The 19,690-nt window shown below is 59.0% G+C and carries 13 protein-coding genes and 1 other RNA gene; 7 read left to right on the top strand and 7 right to left on the bottom strand.

Translation table 11 applies throughout. The features are described from left to right. Positions 1-22: 22 nt before the first annotated feature. The 7 genes from RE428_RS13275 to RE428_RS13245 all read right to left on the bottom strand — a co-directional run bounded on the left by RE428_RS13275 (position 23) and on the right by RE428_RS13245 (position 11,212). Positions 23-2,722, bottom strand: coding sequence for a tetratricopeptide repeat protein (locus RE428_RS13275; protein ID WP_004582504.1), 2,700 nt, complete (start codon positions 2,720-2,722; stop codon positions 23-25). Between the two features lie 48 nt (positions 2,723-2,770). Then, positions 2,771-4,156, bottom strand: coding sequence for a PEP-CTERM-box response regulator transcription factor (gene prsR / locus RE428_RS13270; protein WP_004582503.1), 1,386 nt, complete (start codon positions 4,154-4,156; stop codon positions 2,771-2,773). A 408-nt stretch (positions 4,157-4,564) separates the two neighbouring features. Beyond that, positions 4,565-6,679, bottom strand: coding sequence for an XrtA/PEP-CTERM system histidine kinase PrsK (prsK, locus tag RE428_RS13265; RefSeq protein ID WP_004582502.1), 2,115 nt, complete (start codon positions 6,677-6,679; stop codon positions 4,565-4,567). Positions 6,680-6,990: 311 nt separating this feature from the next. Then, on the bottom strand, positions 6,991-7,938 hold the full coding sequence (locus tag RE428_RS13260) for an SDR family oxidoreductase (RefSeq protein ID WP_004582501.1): 948 nt from the start codon (positions 7,936-7,938) through the stop codon (positions 6,991-6,993). Beyond that, positions 7,938-8,753, bottom strand: coding sequence for a lysophospholipid acyltransferase family protein (locus tag RE428_RS13255; protein WP_004582500.1), 816 nt, complete (start codon positions 8,751-8,753; stop codon positions 7,938-7,940). Before RE428_RS13255 ends, RE428_RS13260 begins: the two co-directional genes overlap by 1 nt. A 244-nt stretch (positions 8,754-8,997) precedes the next feature. Then, positions 8,998-10,215: an integrase core domain-containing protein gene (locus RE428_RS13250; RefSeq protein ID WP_227500176.1), complete on the bottom strand. Its 1,218-nt coding sequence runs from the start codon at positions 10,213-10,215 to the stop codon at positions 8,998-9,000. Positions 10,216-10,318: 103 nt separating this feature from the next. Continuing rightward, positions 10,319-11,212 (bottom strand): D-hexose-6-phosphate mutarotase, encoded by an 894-nt coding sequence (locus RE428_RS13245; RefSeq protein WP_004582499.1) that lies wholly within the window; start codon positions 11,210-11,212, stop codon positions 10,319-10,321. A gap of 272 nt (positions 11,213-11,484) precedes the next feature. Between RE428_RS13245 and RE428_RS13240 the strand changes: the two genes are divergently transcribed. The 7 genes from RE428_RS13240 to RE428_RS13210 all read left to right on the top strand — a co-directional run bounded on the left by RE428_RS13240 (position 11,485) and on the right by RE428_RS13210 (position 19,651). Next, entirely contained in the window at positions 11,485-13,974 is a 2,490-nt protein-coding gene (locus RE428_RS13240; RefSeq protein WP_004582498.1) for an acyl-CoA dehydrogenase, read from the top strand. A gap of 124 nt (positions 13,975-14,098) precedes the next feature. Next, positions 14,099-14,803 (top strand): 2OG-Fe(II) oxygenase, encoded by a 705-nt coding sequence (locus tag RE428_RS13235; RefSeq protein ID WP_004582497.1) that lies wholly within the window; start codon positions 14,099-14,101, stop codon positions 14,801-14,803. Between the two features lie 92 nt (positions 14,804-14,895). Continuing rightward, an RNA gene (gene ffs / locus RE428_RS13230) (signal recognition particle sRNA small type) lies at positions 14,896-14,992 on the top strand. Positions 14,993-15,200: 208 nt separating this feature from the next. Continuing rightward, positions 15,201-17,315, top strand: a complete 2,115-nt coding sequence (dnaX, locus tag RE428_RS13225) for a DNA polymerase III subunit gamma/tau (RefSeq protein ID WP_004582496.1) — start codon at positions 15,201-15,203, stop codon at positions 17,313-17,315. Positions 17,316-17,421: 106 nt separating this feature from the next. Continuing rightward, positions 17,422-17,745, top strand: a complete 324-nt coding sequence (locus tag RE428_RS13220) for a YbaB/EbfC family nucleoid-associated protein (protein WP_004582495.1) — start codon at positions 17,422-17,424, stop codon at positions 17,743-17,745. A gap of 106 nt (positions 17,746-17,851) precedes the next feature. Then, on the top strand, positions 17,852-18,454 hold the full coding sequence (recR, locus tag RE428_RS13215; RefSeq protein WP_004582494.1) for a recombination mediator RecR: 603 nt from the start codon (positions 17,852-17,854) through the stop codon (positions 18,452-18,454). A gap of 57 nt (positions 18,455-18,511) precedes the next feature. Continuing rightward, complete coding sequence (locus RE428_RS13210) at positions 18,512-19,651, top strand: ribonuclease D (RefSeq protein WP_004582493.1); 1,140 nt, start codon at positions 18,512-18,514, stop codon at positions 19,649-19,651. Positions 19,652-19,690: the final 39 nt, after the last annotated feature.

Genomic DNA, 19,690 nt, shown 5'->3' with positions numbered 1-19,690 from the left:
TCGAACCCGACCGTTGTTCGAATCACATTTCCTGCTTCTTCTCAAGAATAGCCTTGGCCTTCTGATCTTGCCCGGCAGCCTTATAGGCCTCTACCAGGTGCAGCGCTATCTCCTGGGTATCCGGAGCGAGCTTATAGGCCTTTTCCAGCACCGGGATACTTTCCTGGTGATTTCCTTCGCTGAACAGTATCCAGCCGTAGGTATCCGCAACCGCAGCGTTTTCCGGAGCGAGTTCATAAGCCCGGGCAGCCAGGTCTTTTGCCTTCGATTCGCCGGTTTCGTGGTAGATCCAGGCGAGATTGTTCAGGGCGATCGGGTTGTCCGGTGCGTTATTGAGGACCTGCTCGTAAGCGTCGGCCGCCTGCTTCTGCTCGCCGACGTTCTGGTACGCCATAGCCAGGTTCAGCGCGAGCCGGCCATTATTCGGATAGTTCGCAAGCGCCTGCTTGAGTACCTCGATCGCTTTTTGCTGCTGACCATGCTTCTGCAGGGCATCGACGTAGCGCAAATAGATATCCGGGCTAGAGTCCTTGTTCAGGGCAAGCTCATATTGCTCGGCCGCCTTATCGAACTGTTCGGCTTGCGTGTGGTACTGCGCTTCGATCAGATAGGGGCGGGCTGATTCCGGATGGTCCCGACGGATGTCTTTCAGCAGTGCTTGGGCATTTTCAGTCTGATCGTTGCGGAAATAGAGCTCTGCTGTCTGCAGGCCAACGTTCTCGTTATCCGGGAACAACACCTGGGCTCGCTGCATCACTTCGAGCGCTTGCTGTGGTTTGTCCTGGCGCACCAGGGCACCGGCGGCGCTAGTGTATACATTGGCGACGACCGGCGTATTGGGAGATAGCTCATTTTCACTGACAGGTTCCAGCAGGCTAGCTGCGAGCTCGTCAGCTTCGGACGAGTTACCCTGTTGGAGGGCCAGCTCGAGCAATACCAGGCGAGGGCCGACAGCTTCCGGGTTTTCCTGGCTCAGGTCTTCCAGGAAGGAGCGCAGCTCCGCTTCACTGGATACCCGCGCCAACCCCTGGAGTGCCCGTCGGTTATCCGGCGATTTGCTAACCGCTGCGCGGAACTGCTCCCGTGCCTTGTCCGGATTGTCCTGACGCATTGCCAGGATAGCCAGGGCGTAATTGGCTCTCGGGTCCGTGTCGGACAGTTCCAGGGCTTGCTGGTAGTACTGGCGGGCTTGCTCTGTTTCGCCGGCCGCGACGGAAAGGTCCCCGTGGGTGATCAGGGCAGCGATGTTTTCCGGCTGCTCCTTGACCCACGCGGCTGCGGATTCCATGGCCGCGTCCTGGTTACCTGCGGACACGTGCGCCTGAATGATCAGCAGGCGGGCGTCCTCGTTGTTGGGCTCTTTGTCCATCACCGTGCTCGCCTGGTCGATGGCCGCCTCGGTGTTGCCGGTCTGGATCAGGTAGGTTGCGTAGCGCAGGCGTAGCTGGCTGTTGTCGGGGTTCAGCTCCAGGGACTTCTCGATATACTCCTTGCCGGCTTCGATGTCTCCGCTGGCGAGGGTAGCGACGCCGATAAGCGCGAGAACACCCGGATCGGATTGGCTTTCATCCAGGTTCTCGAGGAGTTTGCGTGCTTCTTCCGGGCGCTGCAGTCGCAGTTGGGTGGCTGCGAGTAACTTGTTGGCCGAGGTGGAGTCCTGGAGGTTGGCTGCGACCGGGGTCAGCAGCTGTTCGGCTTCCTCGACGCGCCCTTGCTGGAAGCGGATCATGCCGAGCATCAGGGCGCTCTGGACGTGCTGGGGTGCCTGCTTGAGAACTTCCGTGAGGTAGCGGGCTGCTTCCTGCAAATCACCACTCCGGTAGGCCTCCTGGGCCGAGGCGAAGTTGCTCTTGATGGTCCCCGGGGCGGATTTAGCAAGGATCTCTTCGTAGACGAAGGCTTCAGCCTGCTTATTCTGCTCGCGCAAAACGGTAATCAACGAAGACATCGTGGCGTACTTGCGATACGTCATGACGTCATATTGACCAATATCCTCGAGTGCGCGGATGTAGGCTTCCTCGGCTTTTTCCCATTGCTCCTGAAGCTGGGCGAACTGGCCTTTCCAGAGCCAAAGCTCGGGGTCGGTCTTGTCGATACCTTCTGCCCGGGTAATGAGTGACTGGGCTTCTTCGGGATTGCCATTACCGTAGGCAATGCGCGAAAGACCGATCAGTGCCATCAATGAGTTGGAATCCAGCTCAAGTGCGTCGTTGTAGGCTGCCTTGGCCTTTTCGGGTTGACGGGCGTTGAGATGGATGTCACCACGCAATACGGCAGCCTTGACCTCCTGGCTGTGATCGGGAGATTGCAGTTCCTCGAGCGCCGCCAGGGCCTCTTCCGTCTGGTTGCGCATCATATGCGTGCGGGCGAGAACCAGCTGGATACGGTTATGGACGCTATCAGGTGTTTCCCCGTCTTCCATTCGCGCCTCGATTTCCTGGACCTGCCGTGCAGCATTGACGGCATCGCCGGCGGTGACGAGGTTATCGACAATAATGAAGTAGGGATCTGCCTTGGTGGGATTCATTTCGATCGCGCTACGGGCTTCCAGCGTACTCGCTTTCAGTTCCCCCTGGCGCTGGAAGAAGCGGGCCTGGTCGACGTGGCTGATGTACTGGACTTCTTCCTGGGTCATCTCCTGTTCGTCTTCACCGCACCCTGTCAGGGCCAAACTGACTGCTGCGGACAACAACGTAATGCGAAACAGCTTCTTAAGCATCATGCAAATAATCCTTGGTCAATCCCGGTCCTGCCTATCCTTTCTCTTGTGTCAGACATCAGAAACGACGGGGGAGGTTTCTATCTTGTATTTATCCGTCAGGTTGTAGAGCGTGGGTCGAGTAATACCGAGTAGCCTCGCAGCCTGAGCCATGTTGTAGTTGCTGGTCTGCAACGCATGATTGATGGCCGTTCGCTCGGCCTCTTCCCGGACCTGGCGAAGGTTGAGCACGTTCCCGTCCAGTGTGGCCTGGTCGGTGCGCAACTGCAGGTCACTGGCGCAAACGCGCTTGCCCTCGGCCATAATGGTGGCGCGCTTGATCTTGTTGATCATCTCGCGCACGTTACCCGGCCAGCTGTAGCTCTGTATCGCCTGGGCGGCGTCTTCCGTGAAGGAGAGCTGGGGGCGATCGAGCTGCTTGCCCAGCGATTTGAGCAGTGACTGAGCGATCACCATGGCGTCGCCGTCACGCTCGCGCACGGAGGGCACGTCCAGCGTGATCTCGCTGATCCTGTAGTACAGGTCTTCGCGAAACTCGCCACTGGCAACCAGATCCTCGACGTTACGGTGGGTGGCGCACACGACGCGCACGTCCACTTGCACCGGGTTGACGCTACCGACCCGGTCTATGACCCGTTCCTGCAGGAAGCGGAGCAGTTTGGCCTGCAGCGCCATCGGCATATCGCCGATCTCGTCCAGGAACAGGGTGCCGCCGTTGGCCATCTCGATCTTGCCTTTCTTGCCTTTCTTGCTTTGGGTGGCCCCGGTAAATGCACCTTTCTCGTAGCCGAAGAGCTCGCTCTCCAACAGGTTTTCGGGAATGGCCGCGCAATTGATAGCGGAGAAAGTCTTATCGGCCCGATGGCTCATATCGTGAATAGCCCGGGCCAGCAGTTCCTTGCCCGTGCCGGTTTCCCCGATGATCAGTGTGGTCACGTCAGCGGGTGCCACTTTTTCCACCATCCGGCACAGGGAGAGCATTTGCGGGCTAGCCGCCACGATGCCTTTGATCGATGTGCCATTACGGTTCTGGGCGAGTTCGCGGTTTTCCAGCTCGAGCTCGGCGAGGCGGAAGGCACGGTTCACCACGAAGGTGAGGATGTCTCCGTCCAGGGGCTTCTGGTAGAAGTCGCTGGCACCCATACCGATAGCCTTAACCGCATTCTCACGGTCTTCGCGACCGGTGACCACGACAACCTTGGTCGTGGGGGCGAGCCTGACGATATCTTCGAGAAGGGCAAATCCTTCAGTCGCACCACCGGGATCCGGCGGCAGTCCGAGATCGAGAGTAACAACCTGGGGTTCAAAGCGACGAAGGGAGGTGAGCGCAGATTCACGGTCGCTGGCTACGGTGACTTCGATGTTGTCACTGAAGCACCAGCGCATCTGGCTTTGGAGGCCGGGATCATCCTCGACGATTAAGAGACGCTTATCCACAGCTGGTCTAAATCCTTTTTCTTTAACTGAAACGTCAAGCGCAGAGGGGTGAACTTCATGTTCACGTGCATGCACCCTATATGACGATTGTGACGACCGGAATTACGGTGCCGCGAACTACATCAGCATTCTTCCAGCTTTTTCTTGGAAAGCCGCTCCAAATACCCGACGAGTACAAATAAAGCGTGTACAACGATAGGTTTAGCGGCTCTGTAAAACATTAACATAGATTCTGCCTCTAATTTGACGGTTTGCAAAGGTTGAGGCGCGACGGATCGTCAAAACGTCGTTAATTTGACATTCGTTTTACTGGCGTACCTCCAGTAAATGGTCTCCAGTAATGAGTTGCCAGTGAAATTCTTGAATGTTGCTGGAGTTCCATTCAAGTCGACGCCGCTCCGTGCGGGATCAGCCGCTCTCTGCCAGTTTTTCTGGCGGGCCCTGGTCGGTTTCCTGCCGTGGTTGAGTGCGCCCGAGGGGCAACCTGACCGAAAAGCAGGAACCCAGTCCCGGCTCGCTGGTGACGTCGATGTTGCCGCCGATCTGACGCACATATTCCCGGGCCTGGTAAGCACCGATGCCCATGCCGGCCAAACCCTTGGTGCTCTCGAAGGGCTTGAACAGTTTCATCTTGATAAAGTCTTCGCTCATGCCGGAGCCCGTGTCCTGGATAAACAGGACAACGTGGTCGGCGCTTCTCTTGAGCGTTAGTGTAACTTCTCCCGTGGGAGGCGTCGCATCCTGTGCGTTCTGGATGAGGTGCCCAAGCACGCTGCGCAACTGTTCAGGATCGCCTTTCACCCAGATAGGCTCGCCCAGGCCCTTGTAAACCGGGTTGGGCTGGCTGCGGGTATGGTGATTCACCAGTTCGCCGATCATCGACTCCAGTTCGATGGCCTGTACCGGCAACTCGTCCGTCGCCGGCTTGCGGATGTGGTCCACGAGATTCGACAGTTTGGTCACTGCATGGTCGGTAGTGCGGATCATGTCGTCGATAAACTCAGGGTTGTTGCGGTGACGCTCGGCATTCTTCACCAAAAGCGACAACTGCGCGATCATCGTCTTGAGGTCGTGAACCAGGAATGCGGAGGCCTTCGAAACCGCCTCGAACTGCATGGCGCGGGAGAGTCGATTCTGCGCGTCGGCCTGGGCAAGCACGTTACAACTCTGCCGCGCGACCACGCGAATGAGGTCGAAATTCTCCCAATTGAGCTCGACCTTGGCGTAGGGGGAGCCAATCAGGCAGACCCCGTAAAGATCTTCGCCGAGATAGAGGGGGATGAGAAGCCAGCCGTCCGAGAACTTGAGGACGGCGTCGGGAATCTCCAGCAATTCATAGCGCACCGGGTCCTGATGGTATTCATTCAGGTCGATGATCCATTCCCGTTCGTTGAAAAAGGTGACGAGGTCTGACGCGCCATCGATGAGGGTGTACTTGGGCGGCGGAAGGTTCACCGCAGTTTGCAGGATATAATTGCCGTCTTCGTCCTTCACCCACAGAGCGCCGGCATTGCTCTCCACCAGATCGGCCATGATACGGACTACCCGTTCCAGTAAGGGGGGATCGTCCGACAGGTTGGCGAAGATTTGTGTCATCTTCAGCCATTCTTCGCGGTAATCGTACTTGTAGTCGAAGAAATTCTGGCTGATGAAGATCATCAGGCGCGCGCGGAACCGGCTGGAGCTCAATAGCGCTGCAAACAGGGCCAGGAACGCGGTGAGGAAAAGTACCTGCAGGGCTTCACCCCAGGCGCCGCCCAGCGCGCGCACGTAGTAGCCGCCCAGCGCGACGAAGATAAGGTAGCCGCCGGCAACGATCAGGGCGCCGACATGGAACACGGCATTTCGTGAAAGCTGGAAGTCGACCGGCTGCTTGCGCGTATTGATGACGTTTACCGCAAATAACGGCGCAAAGAAGGCGTTTGCTGCACCCCGTGCCGACCAGAAGGCATCGGAAATCTGGCCAAACAACAGGGCATCGGCGTACATAAAGAAGTCGTAGGCGAAGATGCCGCCGATTCCGATACACAGGTACTTCATGCTTGATCGGCCGAAAGATATGGAATTGCGCCAGATCTGCTCGATCAGGCAGATACCGAGCAGTGACAGCGCGATCTGGCCGATAATCTTGGTCTTGCCGTCTAGCAGGCTCCAGCCTTGGGCGTACTCCAGGATGGCTGTTACCAGCAAAACCACAATGAGTAGCGCAATGGCAGAGCCCAGGAATCGCCGTAGACGTGTCGCCAGGACACCTGTTCGATTGCTGTCGCGAAGTAGCGCGAAAAGTACCGCAACCCAGGCACCGTCACGGATCAATTCGAGCAGGTAGCGTATGAAGAAGGGTGGCTGGTTCCAAATCAGCTGGACCACGAGGGAGCCAGCCCACACGGCGGACACGGTAGCCGCCAGCATCAGTGCGCGATCCGTATTACGGCGCAGATACTTCGAACTCACCAGAATGGCCAGCGCCGCGAAGGCGAGCGCTGCTGCCGAATGACTGACCAGGCTAAAGTCTATGACCATGGATTACTCGTCCTGTGAGCCGGGCGCAGACGGAGCGGTTATAGCTCGGGGCCGTTATCAACACCAACCCGCGCTCGCATCTTCTTGACTCGCCTACAACATGTGGCGCCCAATCCGACGTCAGTATAGATGTTTAGCCCGGCTTCAGGCCACTATCAACTGTCACGCCAAGTGACGCACCTATCAGGCAAAGCGGCCCGCCTATCAACCAAACTTGTACACGTACCCGCCAAAGCGGTACACGCATCAAGCAAAGTGGCGTGGGAGCGGTGTGCACCTGATCAGGTCTGCCCATGCCTGCCACGCCCGGGCTATACGGGCTGTTTGTTCTCGCGATAGTAACGGAAGACCTCTTTCAGCGGCCGCCGTGGTTTGAAGCCGAAGGTATCGCGAAAAGCACGGCCATCGATCACCACCGGATACTTGAAGAAATGCATCAGGTAGGGGGGGAAGCTCTTAAGGTTGAGAAGTCGGGCGATCGTTCGCGGCAGGATCGGCGGAATCGAAGGTATCGGTACCCGAGTGCACCCGCACAGTAGCAGCGCATGCTGATAGGCGACCCAGTCTTCGGGCACCACGTTGAACACACCACGCTGGTTATTTTTGTAGGCAAGCACAATGGCGTCGGCCATGTCATCGATGTGGATGAACTGCATGATAGGGGAAAAGCCGGCGAGCACCGGGGCACGGCGACTGGCGAGCAGCGTACTGATTGAGTTACGCACGCCGGGGCCGACGATGTTACAGGGGCGCAGCACGGTAATGTTCAGGTCTGGGTAGCGCCACAGGTAGATGTTGGCCAGGTTCTCCAGTTCCACCGAATCGATCAGGTCCATGCTCAGGCCGGCACCTTTCAAGGGGGCCTCTTCGTCGATCAGTGCAGGGTTGTAGGCGTTGGCGCCGTATACGTGGTAGGTCGACAGGATCACGACGCGCTCGATGCCATACTTGTGGCTCAGGTCGAGCATTTTCTGGGTGCCCAGCACGTTGGCGTTATATCGGCGCATCCGTGTTTCCTGACTGGACATGATCCGGCCCAGATGGATGACGCCGTCGAAATCATAGCGTCGGAACAGGTCTTCGAACACGCGCTTGTTGAAGTCAATGCAGTAGCTCGGAATGTCGTCGCCCAGGTAGACCTGCTCCCGGAAGTCCACCGCTACCAGGAAATAATCGTCACGAAGGCGGTTGATGACCTGTTGGGCCAGGGCACCGGCTGCGCCGGTGACCAGGATGTGGGGTTTGCGTTCGTTACTCATCAGAAAAGTCGCTTCCTTTCGCAGAGGCCCAGGTCGATCAGTTTGCTGATTTCCGCCTTCACCCTATCTACCCGCTGCGTGACCTTCTCTTCGGGGATGTCTGCGTTGTCGAAGAACATCGGGTCGCCGAATTTCAGGTGAACCTTGGCGGGAAGCACCATGGGTAGGGCAACCGGCACATAGGGTACGCCCAATGCCTGGGCGAGGGGGCGGATATTGGCGATGGCCGGTATCGTCTCCTCACAGCCGACGACGCCGACCGGCACGATCGTGGCGCCATGTTCCATCGCCAGGTGCATAAAGCCGTTGCCGAAGCGCTTGAGCTGATAGCGGTCGCGGTAGAGTTTGCCGGAGCCGCGGATCCCTTCGGGAAAGACAATGACAGCTTCGTTGTTGGCCAGCATCTTGGCGCAGTTCACCGGGTCGCCAAGAACGGCGCCGAGCTGGTTGAGGATATTGCCGACGTAGGGCACTGTCGGGAAGAAGCGCTCAATCATGGCGCGGGGGATGCGCGGATTTTCCTGCCGGGACGCCAGGGCAAAGCCGATCAGCAGCCCGTCCAGCGGAAGCTGTCCACTATGGTTGGCGACCAGCAGCACCGGGCCTTCCGAAGGTACTTTCTCGACGCCGTCAGCTTCCACGCGAAAGTATTTATCGTAAATATAGCGGGCAACCGAGAAGCCAATCTTGATGGAATCGCTGTTGTAGCCCCAGGGATCGTAGCCCAGGGTGCCGATGGGCTTCCTGATGCGATTGACCTGGTCCTCGAGGGCCTGCGGGACGAACTTGTCCTTGATAAACGATCTGAACGTCATGTTCTGTTTCCGTGTCGAGGGGGCGGGTTGCGTCGCCCTTGCCTACACCGTGACTTGTTTAACCCATGTTCCCGGTTTGCACAACACTGCTCCCTCTCCCCTCGCGGGAGAGGGTCGGGGAGAGGGGGCGCCGTCAGGCACTATTCTTTGCCAGAGGCGCCTGGGAGTGAGGCTTTCGCCTCGCCCCCTCTCTCTGTGCAACCGGAACATAGGTAACACTTTGAACCGGCAACATGGGTTACACCTATTCCCCCGCATGCCACTCGCATGCGGGCTCCAATCGCGCGGTTTTGAGGTTAATATGACCGAGCAGATGGGTGCTGTATCGCACCTCGACCCGGTCATTCTCCACCTCTTGCAGGCCTACGCGATGTCTGGCTAACAGCCCGCTGATGTAGATCAGATGGCCCTGCCACTTGATTTCGCCGTTGTGACGAACGTTGCGAACCGCCTGGTCCACGTTATATTCAATCGGGCGCAGCACGGGCGAGTACCGACGCCTTGAGGGCTGATACACGCTGGCCGGTGTTTGCCTGCCCAGCGCCTCATGGCTGCGTTGTTCGTTAAACTCCTCACGGAATGCCTGCAGCGTGGTCTGTTGCTGCATCAAGCTTGTCCCGCGCATCCGTCCACCCACTGCTCGATTCAGTGAACCGTGCATGCGCTCGTGACGGGCATTCTGTGTGGGCGTTCCCGGCTTGCTACGATGCACCCCAATGCCCAGCTCGACCCACCATTTCGACAGTCGCGTCAGACCTCCTGCTGAGCGACTGGCGAAGGGCGCCCCGTTGTCGGACAAGATCCCCTCCGGCAGACCGTACTCATGGAAAACCCATTCCATAATCGGCTTCGCCTGGACGTAGTCTGTTGCGCTCACGCCATGACAGCCCAAGACATAACGGCTGGCATTGTCGGTTACCGTGAGCGGATAACACCAGCGCCCGCCGGCCGTCCGGTACTGCCCCTTGTAGTCCACACTCCACAGCGCATTATTGCGATCACCCAGTTCAAACGGTTGCGGGTCGGCCGGGTACGGCCGCTTGTAGCGCCGTTTCTTGACCAGACCCGCCGCTTTGAGTATCTCACCGGCCGTGCTGTCTGCCGGCAATGCCATCGCCGGTTCTAGCTCACGCAAGCGGTCCAGAACCTTCTTGGGGCCAAAGCTGGGATGGACTTTCTTGATCGCCACAATCTGTTCAGCCACGTCCTCCGTCACTGCATGTGGGCAATAGTGCGGCGCTCGGGAGCGCTCCTGCAGCCCACCGGCACCTTCCTCCTGGTAGCGCCTGATCCACTTGTAAGCCGTCTTGCGGCTAATGCCGTAGCCGCGGGCCAGATCGCTTACACCGTGCCCGCCCTGCAGCCAGGCCGCGATCAACTGCATCTTCAGATCCATTACACAAGTCTCTTTCCAGGGCATGGGCGCGTCCTCCTTGCCCATACCGTAACTTGTGTAACCCATGTTCCCGGCTTGAGGTGTTACCTATGTTGCCGGTTTGCACACTCCAAACCTCTCTCCCGCCAGGGGAGAGAGCCTTTAAACTGCAGTCGTTTACCATGCTCCTTTAACCTCTAGACAACACCAGCTGTGTCATATGCGACTCACCGCCCATTAAACGGATGCAGTTGGAGGTTGTATTGGCAGTTTCGACGCACAGCATGGACGTCCAGGCCGCGTCCGGGAAATCCGGCAGGCGGGCGGCTTTGCCGGGCCCCGGGTTCCAGACGATCGTCGACGCGCTGCCGTTGCTTTCGATTCGAGTCGTTCCTTCGGGTGTATTGATACGGATATCCCCCGCTGCGTGGTAGATGCGGTCGACTTCGCCGTCGAAGCATATGGGACCGGATTGGGTGCGATCCTGCCAATTATCCAATGTATCGGTGTAATGACTCCCGTCAAAACCATCCACTTGCGTTTGATGGATGTCGCTCGTCGGAAAATAGGTATGTAAGGCCTCGGTATAGGTGACGGGCTGATCGCTGACGTTATGTGTCGAGAGCGTGATACGGCATGTTTTGGCGGTAAACTCGAAGGCAATACTGGCTGTCAGGGGCCAGTCGCCGAACCTGTCGCCAAGGTCGCGGGCGTCCAGGGTCAGGGTGACTTCGGCGGATTTGTCCGAGGACTGTGTTCTTTCCAGAGCCCATAGCAGGGTGCGGGCAAACCCGTGAGCTTTGGCGTCCACGATGCGGTCGGCGACTTCGGGCGGATTCTTTGCCGGATCGCCGAACCAGGGCCAGCAGATCGGGATACCGCCGCGTATGGCGGCGCCCGGCGCGTAGTTGGCGGCCGAACTCAGCCAGAGCCAGTTGTCGCTATCCCTGGGGGCGAATTCGGTGAGGTGGGCTCCCTGCAGGAAAATTCGCGCGAAAAACTCGGGGTGCCGGATCTCCAGCACTTGCTGGCCATGTTGAGTGACCAATTCCATGTAATCTGCTTCAACCTTGAGGGAAGTCATCCAGATGCGTCCTCTAATCGCATAACTTCAGGGTGAGGCTGCGGTAGAAATCGGTAGGGTGCCTTTGAGGTTAACCGGGGTTGCCCTAACAGCCTAATTTGGTTTGAGTCTTCAGTGATTTTGTGATCATAGTGTGGCTGTCAGCCGGATGGCCAGTCCAGCTTACTGTTTTCTGCAGCTATTTGCCGGCTCGTACCTGGAGCTTGCCACGTCCAGGAAGGGAGTCGGCCCACGTTTTCCCAAAAACCATGTCGGTAAAAGGAGAAGCCTTCATGAGTGTTCTTTTTCTGCTGATCAGTGCATTGATATTGCTGTACTTCGGAATAGGCGGACTGATCGCCGCCGGCATCATGACTGCGGCGACGTTGTTCGGGATGTACCAGGATGGTTGGCACTTTGCCAGCGTCATCATCGGCGGATTGCTACTCATCTTTGCGCTGGTGCTGGTTATTCCCGGCAAGATCCGCAAGGAAGCCCTGAGTCGTCCATTGCTCAACTGGGTTCGGGGACTGCTGCCGAAGCTGTCGGACACTGAAGAAGAAGCGCTCAAGTCCGGTAGTGTCGATTGGGATGGGGAGTTGTTTTCCGGCCGACCGGACTGGTCGAAATTGCATGAGGCCAAACCTGCCCGGCTAACGCCTGACGAAACCGCGTACATCGACGGCCCGGTCGAGAAGCTCTGCTCGATGCTCGACGACTGGCGCATCACCCACGAACTCTATGACCTCCCGGTCGATGTATGGGATTACGTCAAGCAGGAAGGCTTCTTTGGCCTGGTGATTCCCAAGGAGTATGGCGGTAAGGGATTCAGTGCCACTGCGCACTCCGAAATCGTCATGAAAGTATCGACCCGCAGTGTGTCCGCAGCGGTCACCGTGATGGTGCCGAACTCTTTGGGGCCCGGTGAGCTGCTCGTTCATTACGGTACCGATGAGCAGAAGGAATACTATCTTCCGCGCCTGGCCAGGGGCGAAGACGTGCCGTGCTTTGCGCTGACGTCGCCTGTTGCTGGCTCCGATGCCGGGGCTATTCCGGATAAGGGTGTCGTTTGCCGGGGTCAGTGGAACGGCGAAGAAGTCCTGGGGCTGAAAGTCACCTGGAATAAGCGTTACATCACTTTGGCGCCTGTGGCGACGGTCATCGGTCTGGCCATCAAGGTCTATGATCCCGAGGGCCTGCTGGGCGACGAGGAAAGCCTCGGCGTGACCTGTGTGCTCGTCCCGCATGATCTGGAAGGCGTCAATCACGGCGCCCGCCACCTGCCGATGAATACGGTGTTCATGAACGGGCCCACCTGGGGACAGGACGTGTTCATCCCCATGAGCCAGATCATTGGCGGCCAAGAAATGATCGGCAAGGGCTGGACGATGCTGCTGGAGTGCCTGTCCATCGGCCGTTCCATCTCATTGCCGGCACTCGGCACGGGCGCTGGCAAGTTGGCCTGCCTGAGCACCGGCGCCTATGCCAGCGTGCGCGAACAGTTCGGTCGCTCCATCAGTAACTTCGAAGGCGTACAGGAGGCTCTCGAACCCATCGCTGGCTACACCTACATGATGGACGCTGCACGCATGTTTACGGCTGGCATGCTCGATAGGGGCGTGCGGCCGTCCGTACCGTCGGCGGTGCTGAAGTATCGCAACACCGACCTCATGCGCGAGGTCATTAACCGCGCGATGGATGTCGTTGCCGGGCGTGGTGTGATCACCGGTCCCCGTAACTTCCTGGCGCGGGCGTACGAGGCCGTGCCCATCGGCATCACCGTGGAAGGGGCCAACATCCTGACCCGTAGCCTGATGGTCTTCGGCCAGGGTGCCATCCGCTGTCATCCGTTTATCGTTCGTGAAATCGAAGCGGCGGGCATGGAAGACCAGAACGAGGGCGTCAAGGCGTTCGATGGGGTCTTCTTCAAACATATGGCGCACACCACGCGTAACGGTATGCGCTCGCTGGTGCTCGGCCTGAGTAACGGCTGGCTCGAGCCCGTGCCGTCTCGAGGAAACATCCAGCGCTATTACCGGCAGTTGGCGCGATTCTCGTCTGCCTACGCCGTCGTCACCGACATTTGCTTGCTGACCGTTGGCGGAGGGCTGAAGGCGAAACAGCGTCTGTCAGGCCGCATGGCCGACTGCCTGGTAGCGCTCTACTACGCGTCAGCCATTATCAAGCAATGGCATGAGGATGGTTACCCGGAAGAACACCGCCATGTGGTCGAGTGGGGGCTGAGGCAGTGTACCTTCGACTTCCAGCAGAGCATGAAGCAGGCTATCGAGAACTTCCCCGTTGTTGGTCTGCGGGCCTTGCTGAAAGTGTTGGTGTTCCCCATTGGGGCTCATCTCTCGCCACCCAATGATCGCCTGGGCAGTCAGGTTGCCAAGTCCATCGTCAAAGATACGCCATTGCGTGAGCGGATCGTGCGGGGCGTGTATGTTACCGAGAATACGGACGATCCCGTCGGCCGTGTGCTGAACGCCTATCGTCTGGCGAACGAAACCCGCGAGGTCCGCGATCGTCTGCACGAGGCTATTCGCAAGACCGACCCGGATGAGCTCGAGGGTATCGATATGCTCATGGCGCACCAGCGTGAAGAGTTGGTCGATTGGGCGATTTCGAAGGATGTGGTTCGCGAGAATGAACGGGAGGTCCTGATTGAAGCCATGGCCGCACTCTACGATGTGATCCGGGTAGACGCCTTCAATAAGGAAGCTATCCAGTCGCTGGCCGAATGTGCAGACGGCAAGCTCAGGGAAGTCGAGCGGCCCTGATATAGCCTGGCACCCGATATGGCCGACAGGGTAAGGATCATTCCTTACCTCCCGTCTGGTTAAAAATGCAGCGGGCAGGGCGGTTTCGTCGTAAACTCGCGCCATTCGCGTACGAGGAACCGCCATGCCCGCTACACCTATCGACACGACCTTTGATCACGGTGCCGCCCTCCAATGGCCCGATGCCGACAGGGCGACGGAATTGGAACAATGGCTCGACACCGTGTCGGATGAGCTGGCGGAGTTTGGTTGGACTACACAATCCATCGCCTCGCTCGTACCGACACACCTGGTCGGACAGCTGCGCCAGGAAGTGAAGACTCTCCACCGTTGTGAAGCCATGGATAGTGCCGGTATCGGACGAGGGAAGGATCATGTCCAGGATCGCTCGGTTCGACGTGACCAGATCGCCTGGCTAAATGGTCAAACCGAAGCCCAGCGAGCGCTCTTCGATCTTTTCGAGCAGATCCAGGCCGGGCTGAATCAGCGACTCTTCCTGGGACTCAGGCGCTTCGAGGCCCATTACGCCACTTACGAGCCCGGCGATTTCTATCGTCGTCATCTGGACAGCTTCCATGGCCGGTCGTCCCGGATTATCAGCCTGGTACTCTACCTGAACGAAGACTGGGTTTTGACGGATGGCGGCCTGCTACAGGTGTTCAACCGGGAGAACCCGAACGAGGTTTGTGGCAGCGTGCTGCCGGAAGCCGGCCGAGTGGCTATTTTTGTCAGCGAGGACATGCCCCACGAAGTCCTCGCGGCGCAGCGCACCCGCTACAGCATCGCCTGCTGGTTCCGCCGCGATCCGATCCAGGGCTTGGCGATCTGATCTAAAGGGCCAAAAAATCCGTTGATGCACCGGGAGCGGCCTGCTAAGATGCGCGCCGCATCCGGGGCAATCCCGGAACGTTATGGTGGCTCCGCCGGTGCCTCCGCAACGATAAACCGTGAACCCGGTCAGGCCCGGAAGGGAGCAGCCGAAGCGGTGGACTTGTGTGCCGGAGTGTCGCTGGTGGAGTCACCCCCAGTTTTATCCCCTGTTCGTTATTCCCTTTCCGTCCGGTCCAGGCCGGCAAGTTCCACTTTTCGATAACATCCATTTTTTCAAGCTGTTGACGCTCTTTCGCTGTGGCGGCGAGATGGTTGGGCGCGCTCGCGTTTCCTTCTTATCGACGCCGGTCCATGCTATCGTTAGCGCCAATTGAAACGGTACCGTGACGCATTCGATGAGCTATCAGGTTCTGGCCCGTAAGTGGCGGCCAAAAACATTTCAGGACATGGTCGGTCAGGAGCATGTGCTCAAGGCGCTTGTTCACGCGCTGGACCATCAACGCCTGCACCACGCCTACCTGTTTACCGGCACCCGCGGGGTCGGGAAGACCACGATCGGCCGGTTGCTGGCACGCTGCCTCAACTGCGAGACGGGTATTACGTCCAACCCCTGCGGTGAGTGCGATACCTGCCAGGAAGTGCTGGGTGGCCGTTTCGTCGACCTGATCGAAATCGATGCGGCATCGCGGACCAAGGTCGAGGATATGCGCGAGCTGCTGGATAATGTGCAGTACGCGCCGACCCGCGGGCGCTTCAAGATCTACCTGATCGACGAAGTGCACATGCTCTCCAACTCAAGTTTCAACGCCCTGTTGAAGACGCTGGAAGAGCCCCCCGATCACGTCAAGTTCCTGTTCGCGACCACCGATCCGCAGAAGCTGCCGGTGACCATCCTGTCCCGGTGCCTGCAGTTCAATCTCAAGCGCATGACACCCGAGCATATCGTCGGGCACCTCAACCATGTGCTGACCGAAGAGACCATCCCTTACGAAGAGCCGGCGCTCTGGCTGCTTGCCCGCGCGGCCGATGGCAGTATGCGGGACGCCCTGAGCCTGACCGACCAGGCCATCGCCTTCGGCAACCAGAAGCTGGCAGCGAGTGATGTCAGCGCGATGCTCGGCACCATCGACCAGCGAGACATCCAGCGAATCGTCGAGGCCCTGGTCAAGGGGGATGGCCCGGGCATGTTGTCCGAAGTGAACCGGATTGCCGAGTTTGCGCCGGACTACAGTGTAATCCTCAGCGACTTGCTCTCACTGTTCCACCGGGTAACGCTGGAGCAGGTGGTGCCAGGCAGTGCCGACAACGCCATGGGCGACGCGGACCAGGTCAAGGCCGTCGCGAAACAGCTCAGTGCGGAAGATGCCCAGCTGTTCTACCAGGCGGCACTGATTGGCCGTAAGGATCTGGCGATTACCCCGGATGCGCGCATGGGCTTTGAAATGGCATTGCTGCGGATGCTTACCTTCCGCCCCGGGTCGGATCGTCGTGATCCACCGGCAGCCGCTAATGGCGGAGCCCAGGGGCAGGGCGGCATTGAGCCCCGTCAGGATGACCCCGAACCTGCGCCTGCGACTCAGGTTAACGCGACCGCGCCCCAGCCAGAGAATGCCGGGGAGTCGAACGAGGTGCAGTCCGCTTCGCAGGAACCGCCTGCCGCCGCGGCTCCGACCGCTCCCGTATCTGAGCCTGTAACACCGGCGCCGCAATCCGAAGCACCAACGGAGCCAGCCCCTCAGCCCCAGCCGGTGGCACCGCAGTCGGCTTCGAATGCGACGACAGTCGACGAGACCCCAGAAACATCCTCCCAGCCGGATGATATCCCGCTGAGTGCCTATGACGATCCGTCTCTCACCGCCGATGGGGACGATGATTACGACATAGGCCAGGGCGATGCGGATCCGGTGCCGGTCAACGAAGCGCCGTCGATCGAGGACTCGCAGCCGTCTCCAGACGCTATACCCGGCGCCGATGACGCACGCCCGATCAATGAAAACACGGTAGGTACGCAACCGGAAGCGGCAGCAGAGTCGGCTGCCAAGCAACCCGAACAACCCCAGTCGTCACCGGTTGCGCAGGCTGAACCGCAGCCAGCCACAGAGAAAGGTACCGGGGAAGGTGATACGGTAAGCCCTGCGGATTTCGAGTGGCAACGGGATTTCCGGGCGCTGAAACTGTCGGGTATGGCTGGCAACCTGGCCAGTCAAGCGGCCTTCCGTAAAGATGGCCAGAGCATCGTGCTAACCCTGGACTCCGGTCATGCCCGTTTGCTGACTGACCGCCACAAAGGCCGTATCGCGGAGGCATGCTCTACTTACTTTGGCGAGGAGCTGTCGCTTCAGGTTGAAGAAGGCGAGCCTGGCCCGGAAACGCCGGCCGCGTTTGCCGAGCGTGCACGTATTGCCCGGCAGCAAGCTGCCGAATCGGCGATTGCGGATGATCCGATTGTTCAGAATATCGTGAACCGCTTTGAGGGCACGATTGTCGAAGGCAGTATCGAGCCTGTTTAGCGAGACCTACGAGCAGCGTTGCAGAGCCGTAATCGGTGCAGGCTTGAAATCGGTCGGCGGGCACCGCAAATCCGCAGACAGATCCACGAATACCGAGGTGAGAGCCATGATGAAAGGTATGGGCGACCTGATGAAACAGGCCCAGAAGATGCAGGAAGAGTTCAAGCGCATGCAGGAAGAGGCCGAGAAGGCGGAGGTTACCGGTGAAGCCGGTGCCGGGCTGGTCAAGGTCACCATGACCGGTCGTCACGATGTGCGCAATGTGGAGATCGACCCGTCCCTGCTGACTGAAGAAAAGGACGTTCTCGAGGACCTGTTGGCGGCGGCTGTCAACGACGCCGTGCGTCGCGTGGAGGAATCCCAGAAGGACCGCATGTCCGGCATGGCGTCCGAGATGGGTATGCCGCCCGGCTTCAAGATGCCGTTCTGACCCGGGGCGAGGTAAGCACTCTATTGATCTGCAAGCTACAGCCTGTAAGCGGTCATGCATACAGGAAGTCAGAGGCCGGTGATGCCATGTATTCAGAGGTTCTTTGATGGCCTTTAGTCCCCTCGTCGATGAACTGGTGGAATCGCTGCGCTGCCTGCCCGGTGTTGGCCAGAAAACTGCGCAGCGCATGGCTTTCCATCTCCTTGAACGGGGCAGGGGTGGTGGCGAGCGCCTTGCCACTGCGCTGCAGGGTGCCATGTCTGGCGTTCGCCGATGCAACTCGTGCCAGAACTTCGCCGATACCGAAATCTGTAACCTTTGCGCCGATGAAAAACGTCGTACCGGTACCCTGTGTGTCGTCGAGAGCCCTTCAGACCTGTTGGCTATCGAGCAGGCCGGCTATTATGACGGCAGTTATTTCGTATTGATGGGGCATTTATCGCCTATCGATGGTATCGGCCCCCAGGAGATCGGTATCGAGCAGCTGCTCAAGCGCGTACGGGGGGAAGGGGTCACCGAACTGATCCTGGCGACGAATCCCACGGTTGAGGGTGAAGCTACAGCGCATTACATTGCTGACCGGCTGGAGGGACAGAATGTGCTGATAACGCGACTGGCACACGGTATCCCCGTCGGCGGCGAACTGGGCTATGTGGATGGCTTCACCCTGAGCCACGCTTTCCGCGGTCGCAAACCTCTCGCAGACTAACGGGGCGCCCATTCCTCTGCGTTATTCCAAAGCTTGCTGAATCGACTGGACGAAACCATGAGCAACGATAAGGCTGTGCGTTGGCTGGAAACAGCGTCCGAACTGGATGACTGGCTGGCTTCCCGAAGCGACACCCCCCTTGCGCTGGATACCGAGTTCGAGCGCGTCAACACCTTCTTCCCGATCCCCGGTCTGGTCCAACTTGGGCTCGACGACGATCTCCGTCTGGTTGAACCCTCGGTTGCCGAGGCCTCCGAAGGCTTCAGGAGCTGCTTGAGCGATCCAAAGCGCCCCAAGCTGCTCTACGCCATGAGCGAGGACCTCGAACTCTTCCGGCAGTGGCTGGATCTCGAACCCCGGTATGTTCTGGATTTGCAGATAGCCGCCGCTCTTGCAGGGTTAGGGTTCTCGGTGGGTTACGCGCGGATGGTTGATAATCTCTTCGATGTGGAGATCGACAAATCCGCCACTCGTTCTGACTGGCTGGCCCGTCCGCTATCCGATGCCCAGTGCCGCTATGCGCTTGAGGATATTCGCTACCTGCTGCCGATGCATGAACGCCTCCGGTTACTGCTCGAATCACGGGACCTCTACCAGGCCTGGATCGAGGAAAGCGACCGCTTTGCATCCGAACTTGCCAGTCAGTCCGATCCGCAAAACTATTATCTCCGCATCCGGGGTGGTTGGCAGTTGAGCCCACGCCAACAGGCGGTGCTCAAGTGTCTTGCCGACTGGCGGGAAGCCGAATGCCGACAGCGTGATCGGCCCCGGGGCCGCGTACTGGCTGATCCGGTGCTGATTGGCATCGCCGAGCGCATGCCCACCAGCAAGGGGGCCTTGGGTGCGGTGGCTGATGTGCCGCCGGTGGTGGTTCGGCGGTACGCCGACAAGATCCTGGAGTGTGTGGAGCGGGGCAGGTCAGCGGAGCCGAATGCTGATAGAATCGAACCCCCACTGACACGGGAGGAGCAAGGCCTGTTCAAGCAGGTCAAAGGTCTGCTCCGGCACGTGGCGGAAGAACGCGAGGTGCCGATCGAACTGTTGGCACCGCGCCGGCGGATAGAGGCCTTTATTCGCTGCAGGCATTCAGACGACTCGGGTCGATTTTTCCGAGAGGGCTGGCGCGGCGAGTTGCTGCACCCGGTACTGGACGACGTGGATAATCTCGTGAACGGCAACGCGTCCCTCCAACGCTAGTTTGGTTACGGCGCGATAGGCCGCTCGTTTAACAGCTGA

Origin of the sequence: Marinobacter nanhaiticus D15-8W, from assembly GCF_036511935.1 — a bacterium.
Classification (GTDB): domain Bacteria; phylum Pseudomonadota; class Gammaproteobacteria; order Pseudomonadales; family Oleiphilaceae; genus Marinobacter_A; species Marinobacter_A nanhaiticus.
This window is presented reverse-complemented; position numbering and strand designations above follow the sequence as displayed.

What these genes read in the sequence shown, in the direction of transcription:
- RE428_RS13240 (WP_004582498.1), top strand. Translation starts at nt 11,485, where the DNA reads ATGAGTGTTCTTTTTCTGCTGATCAGTGCATTGATATTGCTGTACTTC.
- RE428_RS13260 (WP_004582501.1), bottom strand. Translation starts at nt 7,938, where the DNA reads ATGAGTAACGAACGCAAACCCCACATCCTGGTCACCGGCGCAGCCGGT.
- RE428_RS13275 (WP_004582504.1), bottom strand. Translation starts at nt 2,722, where the DNA reads ATGATGCTTAAGAAGCTGTTTCGCATTACGTTGTTGTCCGCAGCAGTC.
- dnaX (WP_004582496.1), top strand. Translation starts at nt 15,201, where the DNA reads ATGAGCTATCAGGTTCTGGCCCGTAAGTGGCGGCCAAAAACATTTCAG.
- RE428_RS13255 (WP_004582500.1), bottom strand. Translation starts at nt 8,753, where the DNA reads ATGACGTTCAGATCGTTTATCAAGGACAAGTTCGTCCCGCAGGCCCTC.
- RE428_RS13245 (WP_004582499.1), bottom strand. Translation starts at nt 11,212, where the DNA reads ATGACTTCCCTCAAGGTTGAAGCAGATTACATGGAATTGGTCACTCAA.
- RE428_RS13250 (WP_227500176.1), bottom strand. Translation starts at nt 10,215, where the DNA reads ATGGGTTACACAAGTTACGGTATGGGCAAGGAGGACGCGCCCATGCCC.
- prsK (WP_004582502.1), bottom strand. Translation starts at nt 6,679, where the DNA reads ATGGTCATAGACTTTAGCCTGGTCAGTCATTCGGCAGCAGCGCTCGCC.
- RE428_RS13220 (WP_004582495.1), top strand. Translation starts at nt 17,422, where the DNA reads ATGATGAAAGGTATGGGCGACCTGATGAAACAGGCCCAGAAGATGCAG.
- RE428_RS13235 (WP_004582497.1), top strand. Translation starts at nt 14,099, where the DNA reads ATGCCCGCTACACCTATCGACACGACCTTTGATCACGGTGCCGCCCTC.
- RE428_RS13210 (WP_004582493.1), top strand. Translation starts at nt 18,512, where the DNA reads ATGAGCAACGATAAGGCTGTGCGTTGGCTGGAAACAGCGTCCGAACTG.
- recR (WP_004582494.1), top strand. Translation starts at nt 17,852, where the DNA reads ATGGCCTTTAGTCCCCTCGTCGATGAACTGGTGGAATCGCTGCGCTGC.